Source organism: Bacillus sp. FSL P4-0248, from assembly GCF_038593305.1.
Taxonomy (GTDB): domain Bacteria; phylum Bacillota; class Bacilli; order Bacillales; family Bacillaceae; genus Bacillus; species Bacillus safensis.
The window spans coordinates 1,072,426-1,094,737 of record NZ_CP151983.1; the positions used below are offsets into that span (position 1 = coordinate 1,072,426).

Here is a 22,312-nt window from a genome sequence, read left to right on the forward strand (position 1 = left end):
TGTCTACAGCTTGTTTGTTTTTTAAGAAAATGCTTGAGAGGCAAGAAAATAGAAAAGGGCGGGATCATTTAGTTTTTCTTTCCCGCGAATCATCATAAAATGGGCTACGTTTGTTTTCGTAAATCCTGCTTCAACAAGTGTTTCATGCAGGCGTTCAGCAGTTTCTTCCTGCATATCTAAACGAATTGCCCCTGAATAAGACGAGATGAGTGATTGGATGAGCGAGAGAGCGGTTTGTTCATCGTTTGCTGTAAGCGGTCCAATCATTAGATTAGCAGGGGTTTCGATGCCAAATGCAAATCCAGTTGTTTCATGATGCTCATTCTTTGCGATCAGCCGGAACGATGCTCGTTCCATTCGCTTTCTTATAAAGCTTGATCGATTGGTGCCTGCACCTTTTTCGTCAAGTGCTTCAATAGACGGAAGGTCCGCTTCATCAGCAGGAGAAAGGTGAATCCCGCCTGACACACGAAAAGCCGATGGATTCGTAGTCTGTGCTTTGTATGTATGAATATAGCCGGCCGTTTGAAATCCGATTTTTTCGTAAACGGGCTGTCCTTGTACAGTAGCAGTTAAAACGACAGGAACACTTTGATCGCTCCGGCGAAGCAGGGTGTCAATCATTTTCCGCGCAAGGCCTAAGCCGCGATGCGTCTCAGATACAATAACGGCACCAATTGATGCTGCTTTATCATATTGGAAAAGTCCCGCACATGAGATCACTTGTCCATCTGTTGTTGAAAAACCTGTAAAATATCCGTTTGTTAAAAGAGATGTAAGCTCATCCTCATTGTAATCAGGCCAGTCGACCTCTTTTGACAATGCGATAAGATCGGGTATGTCATCAAGTGTTAAAGTTCGTTGTACAACGTTTTCCAATACACGCAACTCCTTCTTAGCTGATTTCATCTATATGTATCGTACCATATGAAGACATAAGAAAAAGGAAAAGGAAGATCCTTTTCCTCTCAGCGTGTATGAAAAAAGAACCCCCAATGACGGAGGTTCTAGTCTTAATGAACATTAAAATATCGAGCTTCAGGGTGGGAAACGACGATCGCAGAAACAGATGCTTCAGGTTCCATCATGAATCCTTCTGTCAGATGGATGCCGATTTTTTCAGGCTGAAGCAGCTTGAATAGCTTTTCCTGGTCCTCAAGATTTGGACACGCTGGATAACCAAAGGAATAGCGCTGCCCTTGATATTTCGCTTGGAATCGCTTTTCCATTGTAAAATCGACTGGGTCAGGGAATCCCCATTTGTCACGAATCACTTGGTGAGTTCTTTCAGCCAATCCTTCTGCAAGTTCAAGTGCCAGAGCTTGGACAGCATGCATTTTTAAATAATCTCCTTCCTGCTTAAATTGCTGCGCGACTTCACGTATACGCGCGCCGGCTGTGACGGCGAATAAGGCAATATAATCTTTCTCGTTTTCATCACTTTTCCGTACATAATCAGAAATAGAGCGGTACGGGAGCTTCTCCTGCCTTGGAAATTGGAACGTTTCAATGATGCGGTCAGGTTCTTCAGGATCATAAATATGCAAATCATTTCCGTCTGAACTGGCAGGGAAGAATTGATACACAAATGCTGGCGCAAACCAGTTTTTCTCTCTGCCTACGTTTAGAAGATCTGTGACAAGCTGTTTTAATTCCAATGCTTTTGGGTGCTGTTCAGCTAATAAGGTTTTGACCTTTCCCTTTAAACCGAGATGATGACCAATGAGCATTTGTTCATTCACATATGGCATAATATGATGCAAATCGATGTCCCTCACATAATGGCGTGTGGTATTTTCTGGTGTAAATACCGGTGCTTGCGGGAGAGATGCGCGTTTTTCTAGTAATTCAATGACAGCTTTCGGCTGCTTTCCTTCTTTCTCCTTGATAGGTGCCGCTGGCTCTTCTGGCGGCTTTGTTTGAAATTGCAGTGGATTTGCTTTTAACTCATTGGCTAATGACAGTCCGTCCATAGCATCTTTTGCATAAAGAACAGGCCCATCATAATGAGGCGAAATTTTCATTTTTGTAAATTTACGAGAAAGGGCAGCACCGCCGACCAAAATAGGAACAGAAATGTTTGCTTTTTGTAAATCCTGAGCGGTTAGTACCATTTGCTGTGCGGACTTTACAAGTAAGCCTGATAATCCAATCATATCTGGTTTTTCCTTTTGCACAGCTTCAATCAATGTTTGAGGTGTCACCTTGATACCGAGGTCGACCACTTGAAAGCCATTATTGCTCAAAATGATGTCGACAAGGTTTTTCCCGATATCATGGACATCTCCTTTTACAGTCGCAAGAAGAATCTTTCCTTTCCCGCTTGCATGCTGCTTTTCCATATATTGCTCAAGAAACGAAACAGATGCTTTCATGACCTCTGCCGATTGGAGCACCTCGGCTACGATCAGTTCGTTTTGATTAAAAAGACGACCAACTTCAGCCATTCCCTGCATTAACGGGCCATTGATGATATGAAGCGGCGATTCATAATGCTCCAAAGCAAGGGCTAGATCATCGATGAGACCTTCTTTCGTTCCCTCGACGACGTAGAGCGCCAGCCTTTCATCAAGTGATAAGGAGATCTTTGGTTTTTTCTCCGTTTTCTTTTTACCGCGGTAAAATTGGGTGAATTCAGCTAGTGTTTGATCATTTGTTTCATAAAGCAAGGTTTCAGCTAGTTTGATTTCTTCCTTTGGAATGGAAGCAAAGCGTTCAAGCTTTTCTGTATTGACAATGGCATAGTCAAGCCCTGCTTGCACGCAGTGATACAAATAGACGGCATTTAAGATTTCTCTGCCAACAGGCGGAAGTCCGAAAGATACGTTGCTGATGCCTAAAATAGTGAGGCACTCAGGCAGGGTTTCCTTGATCATTTTAATGCCTTTGATTGTTTCTTCAGCGGCGCCAATATATTGCTCGTCTCCAGTGCCTACGGGAAAGACAAGCGGATCAAAAATGATGTCACTTGCGGGAATTCCATACTTCCTCGTTAGCAAATCGTGAGAACGTACAGCAATTTCAAGCTTTCGTTCTGCTGTCACGGCCATTCCTATTTCATCAATCGTGCCAACAACAAGTGCACCGCCATATAGCTTCACAAGAGGAAGAATCTCTTCAAAGCGTTCCTCGCCATCCTCAAGGTTGATGGAATTGATGATGGCTTTCCCTTGAGAATAGGTGAGTGCCTTTTCAATCACGTGTTTATCCGTTGAATCAATGACAAAAGGGGCTTTCACCTTTTTCATGGCTTCTTGTAAAAAGCCTTCCATGTCTGCTGCCTCATCACGGTCTGGGTCGGCGAGACACACATCAACGACGTGAGCGCCATTTTTCACTTGAGCACGAGCAATTTCTGCTGCTTCTTCAAACTTTTGTTCCGCAATGAGCCGTTTGAATTTGCGAGAACCAATGACATTGGTCCGTTCGCCTACAAAAAGAGGACGCATCGAATCCTCATAAATAAGGGGCTCAATTCCTGATACGGTATGCTGCGGTGATTCGCAATTGATACGACGCGGCTGAAGCGTGCGTACTTCATCTGACAATGCTTGAATATGCGCAGGTGTAGTCCCGCAGCAGCCGCCGACGATATTTAACCAGCCTTCCTTAGCAAAGGCGGCGATTTTCTTCGCAAGAGAGGCAGGGGATTCATGATATTGGCCTTCTTCATCTGGGAGACCAGCATTCGGATAGCAGCTCACCGCTGACTTTGCGATGGAGGAGAGCGTGCGGATGTGGTCTGTCATAAATTCTGGACCAGTCGCACAGTTAAGGCCCACACTGATGGGTTTCATATGCTCAAGAGAGATATAAAAGGCTTCAATATCCTGGCCAGCAAGGGTGGTGCCCATCGGTTCAATCGTTCCTGATACCATGAGTGGTAATTGAATGCCCGTCTGCTGAAAGGCTTCTTGAATCCCTTTGAATCCAGCTTTTACATTCAGCATATCTTGGCTTGTTTCTAAAAGAAGGGCATCACACTTACCGTCAATCAGAGCGCGGGCCTGTTCTTCATAGTTTCTGACGAGCTCACTAAAGGTTGTGCCGCCTGTTACAGATAATGTTTTCGTTGTCGGGCCCATTGCGCCTACAACAAAACGAGGCTGCTCCGGTGTAGAGAAACGGTCTGCTTCAGCCTTAGCCAGCTGCGCAGCTCGAACATTGAGTTCATAGGCAAGATGGCCAAGCCCATATTCATCAAGGACGAGCTCTGTCGCGCCGAACGTATTTGTTTCAATGAGGTCAGCATTTGCTTCGAGGTACTCCCTATGGATCTTAGAGATGATGTGAGGGGCTGTCACATTCAAATACTCGTTACAGCCCTCATACTCTTCTCCGCCAAAGTCCTCTGCTGTCAGGTTGGCGTTTTGAATCATTGTGCCCATTGCCCCATCAAGCACGAGGATGCGTTTTTTGAGCTGTTCAGTGATAGTTGACATGGACGTTAGACTCCTTTTCTTTCTGATGGATGTAGTTGGTCAGTTCTGCTGTTAAATCTGATCGAAGGAAAGGAGTAATTAAATAAATGCCATTAAACAATTCGCAGGCTGTATCTAATAAAGAGCGGGCAATCGCTAAGCCTTCTGCTCGCTGCTTTTCTTTATCCTCGCCAGCTTTGGCCATAATGTCACGAATAGAATCAGATAATTTGATGCCTGGAATTTCGTGATGAATAAACTCTGCATTTCGGCTGCTTGTTAACGGCATAATGCCGATATAAATCGGTTTATCCAAGTGGCGGCTTTCCTCATGAATTTTCACAAGCTGTTCCTCAGAATAAACAGGCTGTGAAATAAAATAATCAGCACCGTATTCGATTTTTTTCTCAAGACGTTTCACCGCTTTATCAATATGGCGCACATTTGGGTTAAACGCGCCAGCCACTGAAAAATTGGTCTTTTTGCCAAGGGGCTTTCCTGAGAAAGAAAGGCCTTCGTTAAACTGTTTGATGAGACGAATCAAATCAAAGGAGGTTAAATCATACACAGATGTTGCACCTGGGAAGTCTCCAATTTTAGATGGATCGCCTGTGATCGCTAAAATATCGGTTAATCCAAGGGTGTCGAGCCCCATTAAATGAGATTGAAGCCCAATCAAATTACGGTCGCGGCATGTGATATGAACAAGAGAACGCATATCGAGCTGCTGCTTTAATAATGCGCCGCAAGCGACATTGCTAATGCGCGGAGTCGCAAGAGAATTATCGGCTAACGTCAATGCATCAATGCCAGCATCCTTTAATTCATTTGCAGCAACGAGAAATTTTTCGAAGTTCAGCTTCTTCGGCGGATCAAGCTCTACGATAATCGATCGTTTTTTCACAGCCAGCTCATCAAGACCTGGCTCAGTGCGCTGATCTTGGATTGAAATGATTTCTTCTTTTAACACTTTCACTTCTTTTTCAGTGATAGGTGCTAAATCTTTGACCGCTTCAGCCATTGCGCTAATATGCTGAGGTGTTGTTCCGCAGCAGCCTCCGATAATACGTGCGCCCTGATTTCTAAATTCAAGTGCACTTTTTCGGAAATAATCGTTATCGGTATCATAGACGAGTCTGCCTGCTTCAAGAGAGGGGAGACTGCTGTTAGGATAGACAGATAAATGCGAATTTTCCAAAAGTGGAACGCCTTCGAGTGCCTGAATCATGTGATAAGGGCCCAGCCGGCAGTTGATGCCGACAACATCTGCACCAAGAGATGATAACTCAGATAAACCATCCTTCAGCGGGGTACCATCCTGCAAAACGCCTTGTTCATGCATAGAGACGTTCATGACAATCGGAAGAGTCGTTTCTTTGCGGGCAATTTGGAGAACAGCCTTCGCTTCTTCTATATCATAATATGTTTCAAGCAATAATCCGTCAGGCTCTTCATTTAATAGGATGTACAGCTGCTCTCTAAAGCTTCGTTTGATTTCTTCTATAGAGTAGGCATTTTTGTTAAACGTTCGAATGCCGCCAATTGTTCCGAGTACATAAGCAGAGCCTGCGGCTGCTTTTGCAATTTGTACCGCTTTTGTATTGATGCGTTTCGTTTCTTCCTCTAAGCCGTAGCGGGATAGTTTAATATAATTCGCACCGTATGTGTTCGTTTGGATGATGTCAGCGCCTGCCTGCACATATGCTTCGTGCACGCGTTTCACTTCATCCTCTTTCGATAAATTTAATTCTTCAAAGCAGCGGTCAATGCCGTAAGAGTATAAAAGTGTTCCCATCGCTCCGTCAGCTATCAGTACGCGGTTTTGTAAGTCTTGTAATAGGCCCATTGTATTCCTCCTTATTTCTATGTAACAAAAAAAGCCTTCTGATAAGAAGAAGACTTTTTGGCTGTATCGTAATTCTTCTCCTTATCTTCCAAGCAGTTGCTTGCTGGATTTAGCACCTTGGTCATAGAAAATAGATTTCTACTACACCGGTTGCTGAGGCTTCACAGGGCCAGTCCCTCTGCCTCTCTTGATAAGAAAGCAATATGAACATGTCAATGAATTGAACTTCCATCAACTGTAACGAAAAATGCAGAAATAATCAATGGAAAATTTGAAATTTATCGAAAATTTATAAACTGGACATCAATCGGTAAATCAGCCTTGCGCATAAGAGAAATCACCTCTTGTAAATCATCTTTATTTTTCCCTGTCACACGCACTTGGTCATCCTGAAATTGTGATTTCACTTTGATGCCAGACTGCTTGATAAGCGCGTTGATCTTTTTGGCGTTGTCTTGATCAATCCCGCTGATCAGCTTCGCACGCTGGCGTACTGTACCGCCTAGGGCATGCTCAGTTTTTCCGTAATCGATGTTTTTAGTTGGAACATTTCGTTTGATCAGCTTTGTCACAAGCACATCTTTTAGCTGCTCAAGTTTGAAGTCATCATCAGAAATGAGGACAAGCTCTTCTTTTTCGAGAGAAATATCACTTTTACTTCCTTTAAAATCATAACGGTTTTTAATTTCTTTCAGTGCTGCTTGAACAGCGTTTTGCACTTCAGGCAGTTCAACCTTCGATACAATGTCAAATGAGCTTTCTTTTGCCATCACACATGACCTCCAAGTTTAGATATTGCGTCTATTTTATCATGCAAATAGCAGAAGAAGAAAACTTTATCAAAGAGTAAAGCCGCCAGCCGTATAAATCGTGTCCAGTTTGTCCACTTTAGCTAACAGAACTAGAGATGTTCATGCAGGAAGAAGTATAGTAGAATAGAGTGAATCAAAAGATGAACGAACGCTCTTTTATGGGCAGATAGGAAGGAAGAGAACATGAGACCAGGTGAGCAACTGACCTTGCAAATAGAGAATGAAATGGAATACGGCTACTTTTTGACAGACGGTGAAGATTCGGTCCTCTTACACCGCAGTGAAATGACAGAAGATATTGGTGACCGAGATGAAGTAGAGGTCTACTTATATGTAGATCATGAAGAAAGACTCGCTGCCACGATGAAAATACCTACAATTAACGCACATACATACGACTGGGTAGAAGTCGTGGACGTGGTAGAAGACATGGGCGCATTTGTTGATGTTGGGCTGTCAAAGGATGCACTTGTTGCAACAGAACACCTCCCGCCTTTTGAGGAAGCATGGCCGAAAAAAGGAGACAAACTCTACTGTATGCTGAAAGTCACAAGCTACGGCAGAATGTTCGCAAAACCAGCCACAGAAGACGTGATCAGTGAATTGTTCACAGAGGCACCAGAAACCTTAATGAACAAAGAAATCACTGGAACAATCTATCGTTTAATTGCGACAGGTTCTTTTATGCTGACAGATACAGGCGTGCGTGGGTTTATTCACCGCACGGAACGAAAGGAAGAGCCACGATTAGGATCGACCGTGACAGGACGCGTCATTGCAGTGAAAGAGGACGGAACGGTGAACGTTTCTCTGCTTCCTAGAAAACAGGATGCACTATCTGTCGATGCAGAAGGAATTTTAACCTATATGAGAACAAGAAACGGCGCCATGCCTTATGGGGACAAAAGTGATCCAGAGGATATCCGCGAAAGATTTCAAATGAGCAAGGCAGCCTTTAAACGAGCACTAGGTCATCTCATGAAAAATGATTTAGTTTACCAAAAAGAAGGCTGGACATACGAGAAAAAGTGAGCATTTGCTCACTTTTTTATTTTTGTCTTAAATAATGGATTTTTTCTGTGAAAAAAGTCATGAAAAACCTTCACTAATCATTGAAACAACGCCTCTCAAATCCGATAAAAAAGGAGTAAGGATGATAAAAGGAGTGTGTTTTTGGATGAAAGTGAAGATTTCATTACTTCTGATGGCAGCCATGCTTATGGTGCTCGCCGCATGCGGTAATCAACAGGAGGGGGCGCCAAAATCAACTGCGAAGCATATTGGCGTTATGCTCACAGATGATGGTCTTGGTGATCAATCATTTAACGATTCATCATTTAAAGGATTAGAAAAAGCACGTGATGAGCTTGGCATTGAATTTGATTATAGAGAAATTGCAGAAACTGATACATATGAAAAAGGGCTGACAGAGCTAGTGAAAGATGGAAATGATCTCATCATTGGTGTAGGTTTCAGTATGCAAGAAGACCTGGAAAAAGTCGCAAAGAAATATCCGAAGAAGCAGTTCCTTTTGATCGATGCTGTATCTGAGCTGAAAAATGTGACCTCTGTGACGTTTAAAGAAGAGCAAGGCAGCTATTTAGCGGGAGCACTTGCTGCGATGACAACGAAAAGCGATGTCATTGGATTTGTTGGCGGTGTTGACGCAGATGTCATTCATCGTTTTGAAAAAGGATTTCAAAAAGGCGCCAAATCAGTCAATCCGAAAATCAAGATCTTATCCACCTATGCCGGTACGTTTAGTGATGCAGGCAAGGGTAGTAAAATAGCCAAAGACATGATCAAAAAGAAAACAGACGTTTTATATGCCGCAGCCGGTTATACAGGTGTCGGTGTATTAAAAGAAGCGCAGGCGCAGGGTAAATATGCCATTGGTGTAGACAGCGATCAGTACTATACTGCTGAAAAAGCGGTCATTTCGTCTATGGTGAAAAAAGTCGATGAAGTGGTCTATCAATTCAGTGAACAGCTCGTCAAGAACAATCAAATGAAAAGCGGTCATGTTGTCTATGACTTAAGCAATGATGGAATCGATATGGCAAAAATCCGGATCCTGAAAAATGCTGAGACACTGACCAAAAAATTAAATGGTCTGAAGCAGACGCTTCTAAAAGAAGAGGGGGACGCATCATGAGCTTACGCGTCAAAATTTTACTTAACTCACTTATTTCACTTCTTTTAGCAGTTGGCGTCATCGCCTTTATCATTGTCAGCATGACAAAGATCCAATCATCAAATGAGACAGATGTGCAAACCTTATTAAACGTACAAAAAACGAAGGCAAGCTTTGAAAGTGTCGAGCAAGCCATGACCAATTATTCGATGACACTCTCAGATGAACAGCTAGAGATCGTTCAAAACGATATTTCTACAGCAAAAAAGCAGCTGCAAACGCTAAACAAACATACAGGAAATATGAACAAAGAGGCATTAACAAGGTTAAATTCAAAATTTGACACGTGGACCAAGGAAGCAAACAACGCCATTGGTGAAAAAAACGCATCGGATGCAAGACGTGTGGCAGCAAGAATTGATGGCGTTTTAAACGATGTGCATACGATGAATAAAAGGGCAGAAGAAGCGTATAAACAAAATCTAGAGGCTGCAGCAGACAATGTCCAATGGATTATCACAAGTGCACTCGTCTCAGCACTCACACTGATTGTCATTGCTGTCTTTTTGAATATTGGATTAACGCGATCCATCGTGACACCCATCAAATCACTATCCTACAGAGCAAAGCAGATCGCAGAAGGCAATCTTGCTGTGGAGCGGATGGATATTCAGCGCAAGGATGAAATCGGCGGCTTGAATGAATCCTTTAATCAAATGACAGATCAGCTGATTAGTCTGATTAAAGAAATCAGCAATGTCTCAAGCCGAGTAGAGACATTCTCGATCCACCTGAATGATGAAAACAAAAAGATGATGGAGTCTGCGAATCAAGTATCTGTTTCGACAGACGAAATGGCCAATGGGTCACAAGCGATTTCAGAAGATCTCCAGCACGGCGTCAGCTTGATTGAGAAAATGGACCAGCATGGACGTAAAAATTCAGAACGCTCGCAAACGGTCATCCGCAGTACAGAGGATGCCATCGAAGCCGTAGAAAGCGGAAAGCACACGTTAACAGAAACAAAAACAGCGATTGAAAAAAATACACATGCCACGAGACAAATCGAAGAATCAGCAGGAGAATTTACGCAATACGCCAGCGGAATCTCGGCCATGGCCAAAACGGTTTCTGACATTGCGGACCAAACAAACCTGCTTTCCTTAAACGCAGCCATTGAAGCGGCAAGAGCAGGCGAAGCTGGAAAAGGCTTTGCCGTTGTAGCAGATGAAATTCGCAAGCTTGCTGATGAATCGTCTAATGCAACAAGACAAATCTTTGACATGGTCAGTCATATTGAAAGAGGCATTCAATCCATTAGTCAAACTGTTCAAGAAGGGGTCAAACTTTCACTTCAGCAGCAGGATGCGATGGACAAAACCTCACACTCCTTTGAAGATATAGAAACAAAAGCGCAGCATATTAAACAAGAAATGGCGGTCTTAAATGACCAAATTATGCAATCAACAGAACTTGGCGGACAAGTGCTGCACTCGATTGAAAATATTAGTGCAGTTGTAGAAGAAACAGCAGCTGGCAGCGAAGAAATTTCTGCCTCAGCCAATGAACAGCTGCAATCGTTCCATCAAATGAACAAACAGGTCGAAGAATTGATGAGTATGACGGCGAGGTTAAATGAAACCGTCCAGCGATTTAAACTTTCATAAGAAAAGCACCCTTCCCGTGTTGTGTCAGGGAAGGGTGCTTTTTATGATCATTTGCCTGTAAAAAAGATCGCAAGCGTGCTAGGCCCTGAATGGGACCCAACAGCGGCACCGATGATTTGAATATCAATTTCCTTTGGATGAAATTCGGCTTCGATCAGCTGTTTCATGTCTTCCGCCAGTGCAGGATCATCACCATGACTAATACCGACCGTTTGGTTCGACCAATCCGTTCCGCGTTCTTTCATTAGTTCAATAATGCGTTTCAGCAGTTTTTTACGTCCTCGGATTTTTTCAAGCGGGATGAGTTTTCCATCTTCGACATGTAAAATGGGCTTAATACTTAACAAACCGCCAACAAATGCGGACGCTTTACTGATTCTTCCGCCCCTTGCTAAATACGATAAATCGTCTACAGTAAAAATATGTTGTAAAGATTCACAAAAATGCTTTACAGACGTTTCAATTTCTTGTATTGTATTTCCGTCAATGGCAAGTGATTGAGCGTGTTTGACAGCAAGCCCATAGCCGAGTGAAGCGCATTTAGAATCAATGATTCGTAAATCAAAATCAGGGTATTCTTCCTTCACTTCGTTTGCCATCATCACAGCTGTCTGGTATGTACCTGAAAGCTCTGATGAAAAAGCGACATAGATAGCAGATGTATGGGTTTGAGCGGCAGAAACAAAGGTTTCCTTGATCCGGTTTGGTGAAGCCTGTGACGTTTTTGGACTGGCTCCTTGTCTCATCGCATCAAATACTTGTTTTGGTTCAATGGTGATCAAATCCTCAAATTCCTGCTCGCCAAGCAATACGCGGAGCGGAATGAGCGTTATGTTATGTTCATCATAATAAGAAAGAGGCAGATCAGCAGCACTGTCTGCTATGATATGAACAGTCATATAAATCCCTTCTTTCTAAAAAATAAGCCATATTTTACATCTTTTTAGCCTAACTATATCATAGAAATCATCTTTTCGTGTTCAAATTCTAAATTTTAGGGAAAACCATAGAGAGAATGGTAAGTGGAGGAATGACAACATGTTCATTGGAGAAGCAAAAAAACTCATTGTCGTCGTTATTGGTGCATTACTCAATGCGATTGGACTGAATTTATTTTTAATCCCAGCTGACGTATATGCAAGCGGTTTTACAGGGGTAGCCCAGCTGTTATCCAGCTTAATCGATCAATATGCGCCATTTTATGTATCAACAGGGATTCTATTATTTATTTTAAACATTCCAGTCGGCATTTTAGGCTGGATGAAAGTTGGCCGTTCCTTTACTTTGTACAGCATCATCAGTGTTGCACTGACGACCATTTTCCTTGGCATTTTACCAGAAACGAGTGTTTCCCACGATATTTTATTAAATGCTGTGTTTGGCGGTGTCATATCCGCAGTAGGGATTGGGATTACGCTCAAATACGGGGCATCGACAGGCGGACTAGACATTGTTGCTATGGTTTTAGCGAAGTGGAAGGATAAACCAGTTGGCACGTATTTCTTCATTTTAAATGGAATCATCATTTTTACAGCAGGATTATTACAAGGTTGGGAGAAAGCATTATATACCCTTGTCACATTATATGTGACCACAAGGGTCATTGATGCCATCCATACAAGACATGAGAAGCTGACCGCGATGATTGTCACGAAGAAAGCAGATGAAATCAAAGAAGCCATTTACGGAAAAATGGTCAGAGGCATTACGACTGTACCTGCAAAAGGCGCATTCACCAACGAGCAAAAGGAAATGATGGTGATCGTTATTACAAGGTATGAGCTGTATGAACTTGAACAAATTATTAAAGAAGTCGATCCAAAAGCCTTTACAAATATTGTACAGACAACCAATATTCTTGGATTTTTCAGACGAGATTAAAAGGTGGGTAGCAGATGAAAAAAGGGTTTGTGCTTCTCCTCATTCTATTGGTTTTAGCCGCTTGTGGACAACAAAAAAAGGATGAACCAGACAAGGAGGTATCCGGTCAAATGGGAGAAAAAACGGTTGAGCTCACAGTAGACCCCGTCCAGAAAGGTTCTTCAGTTCAATTTAACATGTCACTGAAAAATGAATCAGACCGAGATTTTGAATTTACTTTTAACACAAGCCAAAAATTCGAGCTTAGTGTGTATGACGAAAACGGGAATGAACAATACCGCTATTCGAAAGACCGTATGTTCACACAGGCCATCCAAACTTTTGTGCTGAAAAAAGGCGAGGCCTATGATTTTCAAGATACATGGTCAAACGGTGTAAAGCCCGGAACATACGAAGCAGTCGTAACGTTTAAAGGAAAAGCAGAAGGGCTGAAACAAATCACGGAGAAGAAAACATTTCAAGTCAAATAAGCGAGGGAATCAGAAAAAGCTGTCCACATTAGGTGAACAGCTTTTTTTATGTTAGAGATCATCGAGCAAGTCTTGGAAGGTATGCAGCTGGTTTCTTTCTGCATCTGTCGAATTGGCAAATGCAGAGGATACGGCATTTTTCGCTCGCTTGACTGCCTGCTGACGCTCTAACCCAGATGAAAATGAAGAAGTAAGAGCTTCTTCAGTAAACGATTTGGCTTGATCAAAAAGTTCGTTTCTCACAATGAACCTCCAGAAGCATCAGTCTTCATATTCCCTCTGTCTGACGCTTCTTCAAGTGTCGAACGATAAGGAAAACGTGCGTCATGAAGACTGACTGAATCTTTACCTTGTTGTATAAAGCGTTTCGATTTGCTTCTTTTACCCATTCGGAATCCGCCCCTTTACACAAGCTGACAGGACAACCTGTCTAACGGTAGTATGCCCGCTTTCATCTGCTATGTATGAATGGAAAAATTAAAGCGAGAAGTAATTCGTTAGAAACTTTGCAATCCCATCTTGTTCATTTGTATCAGTGACTTCATTTGAGACACGTTTCACGGCATCAATTCCGTTGCCCATTGCTACACCGCATCCAGCAAATTCAAGCATTTCTAAATCATTGTCTTCATCTCCGAATGCCACAATCCGCTCCTTAGGAACACCGTAATAATCACTGATCTTTTGCAGTCCAACGGCTTTGTTCATGCCTGTTTTAATGATTTCAATCACGTGCCACGGGGCAGCCCAGCGCCTGTGATCAATCACTTCTGCATGAACATCTGATAAATAGCTTCGAATGGCTCCGACGTCCTCTTCTTTTGCATGAATTAACACGCTCGTCACATTCTCTCCAAGGTTGTCCCTAAGGTCTCCAACAGTGACTTTGTTTGCATTCATATTAAAGATATCAATGAGTTTTTCATCATGATAATGGAAATACAAATCGTCTAACACTTCAGCTAAGACATTATGCACTTTATATTCTTCACTAATGTCTACAAGCTGTTTGACTACTTGAAGATCAAGTGACGTATGAAATCTGCCCCATTTTTCATCAAGAGGATGATGGACAAACGCTCCGTTAAAATTCACAATGGGTGAATCAAGCTGTAATTGCTGATAATAAGGAGAGCTGGAACGAAATGGCCGGCCTGTTGATATACAGACGTGATGCCCGCTGTCTCTCACTTTTTGAATGACGTCAAGTGTATGCGCAGAAATGGTTTTATCATCTTTTAATAATGTGCCATCCAGGTCAAGTGCGATTAGATAAGGTTTAGTCTCCATAAAATCTCCTTTGATCTGTAAGTGATAGGAGGCAATTCATGTTAGCGCCTCTTTCTATAGTGTATCTTTATCACATCTTTGTTGTCTACATGTTAAAATAAACAAAGACGGGAATGATAAAGGAGGATTCATAGGCTGTGATCACCATTGATGAGCAAATTACGCGCGATATTCCATTTTTACATATCGTAAAAGCTGAAAATAAAGACAAACCGCTGCCGCTTGTATTTTTTATTCACGGATTTACAAGTGCACGCGAGCATAATTTACACTTTGCCTTCCATTTGGCGGAAAAAGGCATAAGAGTCATTTTGCCTGACTGTGCTTATCATGGTGTAAGATCAGAAAACCTCAGCTTAGAGGAACTGGCATCAAAGTTCTGGGAAATTGTCCTGAACGAAATTCGTGAAATCGATATACTTAAAACATACTTTCAAGAAAAACAATTGATTGAAGCCGATCTGATAGGCGTTGCGGGTACATCCATGGGCGGCATCACCACCTTTGGTGCACTTGCCAAGCATGATTGGATCAAAGCCGCTGTCAGCTTGATGGGAAGTCCAAACTATACGACGTTTCTAAAAGCACAAATCATGGACATGCGTCACAAAGGGTTAATGAAAGACATTACAGACGAAGAGGTTCATCTGCAATTAGACGCCCTGCGCCCATATGATTTAACGCTGCAAACGGATCGATTAAACAAAAGACCGCTGTTATTCTGGCATGCAGAAAACGATCCTGTCGTCCCTTACCGGCACGCAAAAACTCTATATGATGAGTTAGTAGCCACACAATATAAGCAGGATCCGCATCTGATTCGTTTTATCACTGATGGACAAGCTGGACATAAGATCTCAAGACAAGCGATGTTCGAAACGATAGACTGGTTTGAGACACATCTGAAAAGCACAAACGTTTAGTCATAAGAAAAAGTACGTTATACTAATGGAAAAAGGAGTGGATATCATGGATGAAGCATTGAAAGAAAATATTTTAGGCGCCCTAGAACAGGTGATTGACCCTGAGCTGAATGTCGACATCGTCAACCTTGGACTTGTCTATGATGTCGATCTTGATGAGAATGGAAAAGCGGATATCACCATGACCTTAACATCAATGGGTTGTCCTCTTGCACCAATTATCGTAGATGAAGTCAAAAAAGCATTAAGTGATCTTCCAGAAGTAAAAGAAACAGAAGTTCACATCGTATGGAATCCCCCTTGGACACGAGACAAAATGTCAAGATACGCAAAAATCGCGCTCGGTATTCAATAAGCACAAAATGAAAAATGCCTGGTATGAGTTAAACTCATGCCAGGTTTTTTTATGAAAAATTAAGGTGGAGGAAGAGAGTAGCTTGATATAATAGATGTAATTTTATAGAACGGAGTACCTATCATGAAACAAAAATGGCTATGGATCGTTCTTTTGATCGTATATGCTGCTGCATTTCTTATATCAATCACTATACGAGAAGGCCAAGTACACAAAAAAAAGGATCTTGAGGCTTTTACTGATGTCAGTCATCTCATGCCTGTCAAAATCAAAAAAGTTGTTCAAGGGAAAGAGATAGACACGTTAAAAGAAGTATTGAAAGAAGCAAAAGCTAAACACCTGCCGATTTCTATTGCCGGAAAACAGCATAGTATGGGCGGCCACACATATTATGAAAACGGCATCGTGCTCGATATGACGGAATTCCGCCAGATTTTAGCGTTTGATCCAAAAAAGAAAACGATTCGGGTTCAAAGCGGTGCTACATGGGATGATATACAAAAATATGTGAATCCATATGGCCTAGCTGTGAAGGTGATGCAATCGCAGAATATCTTTACAATTGGCGGATCTTTAAGTGCAAATGCACATGGACGTGACATTCGCTACGGGTCACTCATTGATACGGTACGTTCCTTTAGGCTGTTAAAAGCAAATGGTGAGATTGTCACAGTAAAGCCAGGTGATGATTTGTTTTCTGCGGTCATTGGGGGATACGGATTGTTCGGTGTCATTTTAGATGCTGATCTTTCTTTAACAAAAGATGAATTATATAAAATGGAGACAACCTCTCTAGATTACGATGAGTATACGGATTATTTTCAAAAGCATGTCAAACACAATAAAGAAGTACGCATGCATCTTGCCAGAATCTCAACAGCAAAAACAAACTTTTTGAAAGAAATGTATGTGACGAATTATTCCCTCTCTTCAGATCAAAAAAACGAATCATATCAAGAGCTGAAAGAAGATCAACTCGTTATGCCATTGAAATTTATGCTCGGCCTTTCAAGGAGATTTGATATGGGGAAAGATCTGCTCTGGAATTTGCAAAAGAAGTATTTCCTAAGTCAAAATGATCAGCTGATCACAAGAAACAATGTGATGCGTTCTGATTCTGCCTTTTTGGAATATGAAAATGAGTCAGACACAGATGTGCTGCAGGAATATTTCGTCCCAGTTGACCGTTTTCGTGCGTACATCGATGACATGAGAGCCTTCTTACAACAGGAAGATTTGAATCTAATGAATATCACAATCCGCTACGTTCAAAAAAATGAAAAAGCGGATCTCTCATATGCGAAACAAGATATGTTTGCCCTTGTGCTTTTAGTGAATTACGGGTTCGAAAAAGAAGAGAAGGCGGAAGCAGAGCGGATCATTCGAAAAATGACAGATATCACGCTGCGGCACGATGGAAGCTATTACTTACCGTACATGCCTTATCAAACGAAGGCGCAAATGAAGCGGGCTTATCCTAAAACCGATGTATTTTTCCAAAAGAAAAAACAAGCAGATCCAGATGGCACGTTTACCAACTACTTTTATGAGAGGTACAATACACAATGAATGCAAAAGCAATGAAATGGTTCGTCTACTCTCAAAGTCTGCTGTTTTTCGCCAGCAGTTTGATATTCCCCTTTTACATTCTTTTTATTAAAAATGTTGGATCAAGCTATTCACAGTTTGGACTCGCCTATGGTCTGTTTGGTTTAAGCGGTGCGTTTATTCATTTACTTTTAGGAAAACTGCCGGAAACCACTGACAGGCGGCTCTTTTTAATCATTCATTCGTTCGGTATGGCGTTTCTTTTGCTGCTTTTTCCGCATATAACAGAAGTGGAGCAAGTGTATATCATTCAGCTTGCACTTGGTGCGCTGGGCGGCTTTCAAAAACATGGGGAGAAACTGCTTGTCACTGATCTGACAACAGAGAACAAAAGAATGAAAGAAGTCGGTCACTATCATTTTTGGACAGCCCTATTTTCATCCATTGCCATTATGCTTGGCGGCCTGTTTGCTGATTTCTTTACCGTTTACTTCATTTTTTATGCAAGCTCCATATTATATTTATGCAGTGCACTCATGGTCCTCTATATCAAAAACGAAAGATAAATCCGCATATCTTCATGAGACATGCGGTTTTTTTGTTGAAAAAAAATGAAAACAAATATTAAATATACAATTGAATTAATTTTTATACATGTTATAATGTTAAATAATTTCACAAAGATCAAGAGGGTGTATTGACGTTGAAAATAGGTATTATAGGTGCTACAGGGTACGGTGGTGCGGAATTGGTTCGTATCTTCAAGCATCACCCGCATGTGGAGGAATGTATATTGTATTCATCAAGTGGTGATGGGCAATCATACAGTCAATCTTATCCGCATCTGACAAACATGACTGACCAAACATTAAAAGCCATTGACCCGGCTGCCATTGTGCAAGAGACAGATGCTGTGTTTTTAGCGACACCAGCAGGCGTATCTAGTGAACTGACACCAAAGCTTATGAATCAAGGAGTGCCGATCATTGATTTATCAGGTGATTTGCGCATTCAAGATGGAGCAACCTATGAAGCTTGGTATAAACGAAGGGCAGCGGATGCAGCATCTGTCCAGCAAGCGGTGTACGGTTTATCCGAACTGAATCGTGACAAAATTCAACAGGCTGAAGTGATTGCCAATCCGGGCTGCTTTCCTACCGCAGTTCTTCTCGGTTTAGCACCGCTCATCAAACAGAATGTCATCGATGAATCCATGATTATAATAGATGCAAAAACAGGGGTGTCCGGTGCCGGACGATCTGCCTCACTTGGCACGCATTTTTCAGAACTAAACGATAACTTTAAAATTTATAAGGTGAATGAGCATCAGCATACGCCAGAAATAGAGCAAATATTAAGAGAATGGAATCCGCAGACGGCGAACGTCACATTTTCTACGCATCTTGTCCCGATGACAAGAGGGATTATGGCGACGATGTATACACAATTAAAAACAGAAGCCACAAAAGAAGAATTGATGAAGCGAATGAAAGACTTTTATGAAGATTCCTATTTTGTCAGAGTGAGAGATCACGGCGTTTATCCACAAACGAAAGAAGTATACGGCAGTAACTTCTGTGATATTGGCTTTCATTTAGATGAGCGAACAGGGAGACTGACAATCGTGTCGGTCATAGACAATCTCATGAAAGGCGCGGCCGGCCAAGCGGTTCAAAACTTCAACATTATCAAAGGCTTACATGAAGAGGCGGGCCTCACAATGACACCTCTTTATCCATAAGAGAACAGGGGAGACAACAAACATGATCGAATTGAATGAAAAAAGCATTGTCAAAATAGACGGTGACGTATCATCACCAAAAGGCTTTGAAGCAAAGGGGATTCACATTGGCTTGCGCTATTCAAAAAAAGACCTTGGCCTCATCGTCAGCGAAGTACCAGCAGCAAGTGCAGCGGTCTACACACAAAGTCACTTTCAAGCTGCGCCTCTCAAAGTCACACAACAAAGCTTAAAAAAGACAGGACAATTAAAAGGTGTCATTGTCAATAGTGCTATCGCCAATGCATGTACTGGTGAGCAGGGAATAAAAGACGCATACGACATGCAGGCAGCCTGTGCAGATATGTTAGGTGTAGCACCTGATTACATTGCTGTTTCTTCTACGGGTGTCATTGGGGAATGTCTGGAGATGGATAAAATCAAAAAGGGCATCGCCGATTTAAAAGAAGCAAAAGCCGAAAAAGGCCATTTTGAAGAAGCGATCTTAACGACAGATACTGTCATTAAAAATACAGCATACACTCTTACGATAGACGAAAAAGAGATTATCATTTCAGGCGCAGCAAAAGGCTCTGGCATGATTCACCCGAACATGGCGACAATGCTTGGCTTTGTCACAACAGATGCAAATGTTGAACAGGAAGCCTTACAGCAAGCGCTTCGTGACATTACGGATGTGACCTTTAATCAAATTACCGTCGACGGAGAAACTTCGACAAACGATATGGTGCTTGTGATGGCAAATGGCATGGCACAAAACGATGTACTCAATGAAGAGCATCCAGAATGGCCATTGTTTAAAGAAGGATTAAAACTTGCTTGTGAGGATTTAGCCAAAGAGATTGCGAGAGATGGAGAAGGCGCAACAAAATTAATTGAAGCGAAAGTCGCTGGTGCTAAAAATAACTTGGAAGCCGGCATCATTGCGAAAAAAATCGTTGGTTCAAGTCTTGTTAAAACTGCCGTATATGGTACGGATGCCAACTGGGGCCGAATCGTTGGAGCCATTGGTCATAGCGCAGCTTCCGTCACACCGGAAGAGGTAGAAGTCTATTTAGGCGGACAATGTTTGTTCAAACGCAATGAACCGCAGCCATTCTCAGAAGAGGAAGCAAAAGCATATCTAGAAAAGGATGAGATTACGATTTTCATTCAAATGAGTGAGGGGAATGGTGAAGCAGCAGCATGGGGCTGTGACCTTACCTATGATTATGTGAAAATTAACGCGAGCTATCGCACATAAAGAAGGAGATAGACATGAATAAAACGATCGTGTTCAAGTGTGGAGGCAGTGTCATTCGAGAACTTTCAGATACCTTTTATGAAAATGTCCGCTCACTTCAAGCCGCTGGATTTAAACTGGCTATCGTGCATGGCGGAGGACCTGAAATCACCGACATGCTGCAAAAATTAGAAGTGAAAACAGAATTTGTTGACGGGCAGCGTAAAACAACGAAGCCTGTGTTAGAGGTAGCCGAAATGGTTCTTTCGGGAACGGTCAATAAATACTTTGTGTCAGAGCTCGCAAAGCATGATATTTCATCTGTCGGCGTATCCGGTAAAGATGGGCAGATGCTTGTCGCCGATTTCCTAGATCAAGACGTTTACGGGTACGTTGGCGAAATCAAAGAAGTTCATCCAGAGATGGCAGAAGCACTCATGGAAAAACAATTCATTCCTGTGATTGCGCCGCTGTCTATGACGGAAGAATGCCAAACCTTAAATGTGAATGCCGATTTAGCAGCATCAGCTGTCGCCGGAGCCATGAAGGCTGATAAGCTTATGTTTGTCACAGATGTTGAAGGCATTTTAAAAAATGGTGAACTATTAGATGTCGTCACCGAACAAGAAGCCCTTTCACTCATTGATGAAGGCATTATTTCCGGGGGAATGATTCCAAAAGTACAATCCGCATTGAGTGCTTTATCAGGTGATGTGGATGAAGTGATGATCGTAAATGGCAAAGGCAGTATCTTTACAGGAGAAACCTTTAAAGGAACAAGAATTGTGAAACAAAAGGAGGCGGTCCTGTGAGTCATCTCTTTCAAACTTATGGTCGGTGGAATGTTGAAATTAAAGAGGCTGCAGGTTCTTGGGCAGTCGATACAAATGGAAAAAAATATTTAGACTTTATACAAGGCATTGCGGTTACAAATTTAGGCCACAATCACCCAAAGGTCAATGAAGCCATTAAGGAACAGCTTGACCACGTCTGGCATGTTTCAAATCTATTTGAAAATGGACTGCAAGAAAAAGCAGCAGAAAAGCTGGCAGAAAACAGTTCAGGGGATCTCGTGTTTTTCTGCAATAGCGGGGCAGAGGCAAATGAAGGTGCCATTAAATTAGCACGTAAAGCGACAGGGAAAACAAATATCATTACATTTTTGCACTCTTTCCATGGGCGCACGTATGCTGGTATGGCTGCGACAGGCCAAGATAAAATCAAAACTGGCTTTGGCCCTATGCTAGAAGGCTTTCACTACGTACCGTTTAATGATCCAGACGCTATGTCAGCGTGTGAAGTCGATGATGTGGCAGCGGTGATGCTGGAGGTTGTGCAAGGTGAAGGTGGAGTGAATCCAGCGACACCAGAATTTCTAGAAGCCGTTCAAGCATTTTGCAAAAAGCATGAAGCACTGCTGATTGTAGATGAAATCCAAACCGGCATCGGTCGAACAGGAACAGCATTTGCGTACGAAGAGACGTGTCTTGACCCTGATATTATCTCTTCGGCAAAAGGGTTAGGAAGCGGCTTTCCAGTTGGTGCAGTCATAGGGAAAAAAGCTCTAGGAGATGCATTCTCGCCAGGTTCACATGGTACAACATTTGGTGGAAATATGCTTGCCATGGCGGCTGTGAATGCGACACTCGATGTCATTTTCAAAGAAGAGTTTCTTTCAGAAGTGAAAGAAAAGGGTGATTACCTGTTAGAAAAGCTGCAAAATGTCAAACAGCTGAATATCGTAAAAGAAGTGCGGGGAAAAGGATTGATGGCAGGTATTGAATGTGATCAGCCAGTCGCCGGCTATATCACAGCTCTTAGAGAACAAGGGCTGCTGGTGCTTCCAGCTGGTCCGAATGTCATTCGTTTATTACCTCCGCTGAATGTGAAGAAAGCAGAGCTGGATCAAGCGATCGAAACAATTGTTCAAGTATTAGCCAATAAAACAGTTTCGGTGTAAATTTTTTTTACAAACAAACGTATAAAAATGCATTTATATCAT

21 protein-coding genes and 1 riboswitch are annotated in these 22,312 nt (G+C 42.2%); of the genes, 13 read left to right on the plus strand and 8 right to left on the minus strand.

Annotated features, from left to right (window positions below; genetic code table 11):
- Nucleotides 1-21: 21 nt before the first annotated feature.
- From NST65_RS05345 to NST65_RS05360, 4 genes are all read right to left on the minus strand, one after another.
- Nucleotides 22-879 (minus strand): GNAT family N-acetyltransferase, encoded by an 858-nt coding sequence (locus NST65_RS05345; RefSeq protein WP_070325692.1) that lies wholly within the window; start codon nucleotides 877-879, stop codon nucleotides 22-24.
- 134 nt (nucleotides 880-1,013) lie between these two features.
- Nucleotides 1,014-4,442, minus strand: a complete 3,429-nt coding sequence (gene metH / locus NST65_RS05350) for a methionine synthase (protein WP_111927203.1) — start codon at nucleotides 4,440-4,442, stop codon at nucleotides 1,014-1,016.
- Nucleotides 4,426-6,267 (minus strand): bifunctional homocysteine S-methyltransferase/methylenetetrahydrofolate reductase, encoded by a 1,842-nt coding sequence (locus NST65_RS05355; RefSeq protein ID WP_111927205.1) that lies wholly within the window; start codon nucleotides 6,265-6,267, stop codon nucleotides 4,426-4,428. Before NST65_RS05355 ends, metH begins: the two co-directional genes overlap by 17 nt.
- 78 nt (nucleotides 6,268-6,345) lie before the next feature.
- A riboswitch (SAM riboswitch) is annotated at nucleotides 6,346-6,464 on the minus strand.
- An 81-nt stretch (nucleotides 6,465-6,545) separates the two neighbouring features.
- Nucleotides 6,546-7,037, minus strand: a complete 492-nt coding sequence (locus tag NST65_RS05360) for a YajQ family cyclic di-GMP-binding protein (RefSeq protein ID WP_012009527.1) — start codon at nucleotides 7,035-7,037, stop codon at nucleotides 6,546-6,548.
- Between the two features lie 225 nt (nucleotides 7,038-7,262).
- Between NST65_RS05360 and NST65_RS05365 the strand changes: the two genes are divergently transcribed.
- The 3 genes from NST65_RS05365 (at nucleotide 7,263) to NST65_RS05375 (ending at nucleotide 10,880) form a co-directional block, all read left to right on the plus strand.
- Nucleotides 7,263-8,111 (plus strand): S1 RNA-binding domain-containing protein, encoded by an 849-nt coding sequence (locus NST65_RS05365; protein WP_111927207.1) that lies wholly within the window; start codon nucleotides 7,263-7,265, stop codon nucleotides 8,109-8,111.
- Between the two features lie 145 nt (nucleotides 8,112-8,256).
- Nucleotides 8,257-9,234, plus strand: coding sequence for a BMP family ABC transporter substrate-binding protein (locus NST65_RS05370; protein ID WP_111927209.1), 978 nt, complete (start codon nucleotides 8,257-8,259; stop codon nucleotides 9,232-9,234).
- Nucleotides 9,231-10,880 carry a methyl-accepting chemotaxis protein gene (locus tag NST65_RS05375; protein WP_111927211.1) on the plus strand — a complete coding sequence of 550 codons (1,650 nt, stop codon included), beginning with the start codon at nucleotides 9,231-9,233 and terminating at the stop codon, nucleotides 10,878-10,880. Before NST65_RS05370 ends, NST65_RS05375 begins: the two co-directional genes overlap by 4 nt.
- A gap of 47 nt (nucleotides 10,881-10,927) precedes the next feature.
- Here the strand turns inward: NST65_RS05375 and NST65_RS05380 are convergent, their stop codons facing one another.
- Nucleotides 10,928-11,779 (minus strand): DegV family protein, encoded by an 852-nt coding sequence (locus NST65_RS05380; RefSeq protein ID WP_024425073.1) that lies wholly within the window; start codon nucleotides 11,777-11,779, stop codon nucleotides 10,928-10,930.
- Nucleotides 11,780-11,918: 139 nt separating this feature from the next.
- On the opposite strand from NST65_RS05380, the gene NST65_RS05385 reads away from it, so the two are divergent.
- Nucleotides 11,919-12,761: a YitT family protein gene (locus tag NST65_RS05385; RefSeq protein WP_024425072.1), complete on the plus strand. Its 843-nt coding sequence runs from the start codon at nucleotides 11,919-11,921 to the stop codon at nucleotides 12,759-12,761.
- Nucleotides 12,762-12,775: 14 nt separating this feature from the next.
- Nucleotides 12,776-13,231, plus strand: coding sequence for a BsuPI-related putative proteinase inhibitor (locus NST65_RS05390; protein WP_024426502.1), 456 nt, complete (start codon nucleotides 12,776-12,778; stop codon nucleotides 13,229-13,231).
- 51 nt (nucleotides 13,232-13,282) lie between these two features.
- Here the strand turns inward: NST65_RS05390 and NST65_RS05395 are convergent, their stop codons facing one another.
- The 3 genes from NST65_RS05395 to NST65_RS05405 all read right to left on the minus strand — a co-directional run bounded on the left by NST65_RS05395 (nucleotide 13,283) and on the right by NST65_RS05405 (nucleotide 14,521).
- Nucleotides 13,283-13,474: a DUF3813 domain-containing protein gene (locus NST65_RS05395; protein ID WP_024425070.1), complete on the minus strand. Its 192-nt coding sequence runs from the start codon at nucleotides 13,472-13,474 to the stop codon at nucleotides 13,283-13,285.
- Entirely contained in the window at nucleotides 13,471-13,620 is a 150-nt protein-coding gene (locus NST65_RS05400; protein WP_024425069.1) for a hypothetical protein, read from the minus strand. Before NST65_RS05400 ends, NST65_RS05395 begins: the two co-directional genes overlap by 4 nt.
- 88 nt (nucleotides 13,621-13,708) lie before the next feature.
- Nucleotides 13,709-14,521 carry a Cof-type HAD-IIB family hydrolase gene (locus tag NST65_RS05405; protein ID WP_024425068.1) on the minus strand — a complete coding sequence of 271 codons (813 nt, stop codon included), beginning with the start codon at nucleotides 14,519-14,521 and terminating at the stop codon, nucleotides 13,709-13,711.
- Between the two features lie 137 nt (nucleotides 14,522-14,658).
- Here NST65_RS05405 and NST65_RS05410 point away from each other — a divergent pair, with 137 nt between their 5' ends.
- The 8 genes from NST65_RS05410 (at nucleotide 14,659) to NST65_RS05445 (ending at nucleotide 22,270) form a co-directional block, all read left to right on the plus strand.
- The gene (locus tag NST65_RS05410) at nucleotides 14,659-15,444 is read left to right on the plus strand and encodes an alpha/beta fold hydrolase (RefSeq protein WP_111927213.1); all 786 of its coding nucleotides are present in this window, start codon (nucleotides 14,659-14,661) and stop codon (nucleotides 15,442-15,444) included.
- Between the two features lie 46 nt (nucleotides 15,445-15,490).
- On the plus strand, nucleotides 15,491-15,799 hold the full coding sequence (locus NST65_RS05415; protein WP_024425066.1) for a metal-sulfur cluster assembly factor: 309 nt from the start codon (nucleotides 15,491-15,493) through the stop codon (nucleotides 15,797-15,799).
- Between the two features lie 123 nt (nucleotides 15,800-15,922).
- Nucleotides 15,923-17,368 carry an FAD-binding oxidoreductase gene (locus NST65_RS05420; RefSeq protein ID WP_065214219.1) on the plus strand — a complete coding sequence of 482 codons (1,446 nt, stop codon included), beginning with the start codon at nucleotides 15,923-15,925 and terminating at the stop codon, nucleotides 17,366-17,368.
- Nucleotides 17,365-17,913 (plus strand): MFS transporter, encoded by a 549-nt coding sequence (locus NST65_RS05425; protein WP_061109662.1) that lies wholly within the window; start codon nucleotides 17,365-17,367, stop codon nucleotides 17,911-17,913. The genes NST65_RS05420 and NST65_RS05425 overlap by 4 nt, the downstream gene beginning before the upstream one ends.
- A gap of 137 nt (nucleotides 17,914-18,050) precedes the next feature.
- Nucleotides 18,051-19,088, plus strand: a complete 1,038-nt coding sequence (argC, locus tag NST65_RS05430; RefSeq protein WP_061109663.1) for an N-acetyl-gamma-glutamyl-phosphate reductase — start codon at nucleotides 18,051-18,053, stop codon at nucleotides 19,086-19,088.
- 22 nt (nucleotides 19,089-19,110) lie between these two features.
- Nucleotides 19,111-20,331: a bifunctional ornithine acetyltransferase/N-acetylglutamate synthase gene (gene argJ, locus NST65_RS05435; protein ID WP_061109664.1), complete on the plus strand. Its 1,221-nt coding sequence runs from the start codon at nucleotides 19,111-19,113 to the stop codon at nucleotides 20,329-20,331.
- A 14-nt stretch (nucleotides 20,332-20,345) separates the two neighbouring features.
- Complete coding sequence (argB, locus tag NST65_RS05440; protein WP_025093396.1) at nucleotides 20,346-21,122, plus strand: acetylglutamate kinase; 777 nt, start codon at nucleotides 20,346-20,348, stop codon at nucleotides 21,120-21,122.
- On the plus strand, nucleotides 21,119-22,270 hold the full coding sequence (locus tag NST65_RS05445; RefSeq protein WP_041117114.1) for an acetylornithine transaminase: 1,152 nt from the start codon (nucleotides 21,119-21,121) through the stop codon (nucleotides 22,268-22,270). Before argB ends, NST65_RS05445 begins: the two co-directional genes overlap by 4 nt.
- Nucleotides 22,271-22,312: the final 42 nt, after the last annotated feature.